1 protein-coding gene is annotated in these 348 nt (G+C 67.2%); it reads left to right on the forward strand.

The genetic code is table 11. From position 1 onward, the window contains the following. The coding region (locus JK358_RS38845; protein ID WP_201958903.1) for an AMP-binding enzyme at positions 1–348 on the forward strand (348 nt) is incomplete at both ends.

Consider the following 348-nt stretch of genomic DNA (forward strand, 5'->3'; position numbering starts at 1 on the left):
AGAAACCGCCCTGGCAGCCGTCCCCGGCATCGAACAAGCCGCAGTCCTGGCCCGCGAAGACCAACCAGGCACAAAACAACTGGTCGGCTACGTCACCGGCCGGGTCGACCCCGCCACGGTGCGCGCCGCAGTGGCCGCCCGCCTACCCGAGTACATGGTCCCGGCCGCGGTCGTCGTGCTCGACACACTCCCGCTGACCGTCAACGGCAAACTCGACAAAAAAGCCCTGCCCGCACCAGTATTCGGAGACACACGCACCTACCGCGCACCCACCACACCGACCGAGCAGAACCTCGCCGCGATCTACGCCCGCGTCCTGGGAGTCGAACACGTCGGCATCGACGACTC

The sequence above is a fragment of the Nocardia acididurans genome (assembly GCF_016741815.1).
GTDB classification, from domain to species: domain Bacteria; phylum Actinomycetota; class Actinomycetes; order Mycobacteriales; family Mycobacteriaceae; genus Nocardia; species Nocardia acididurans.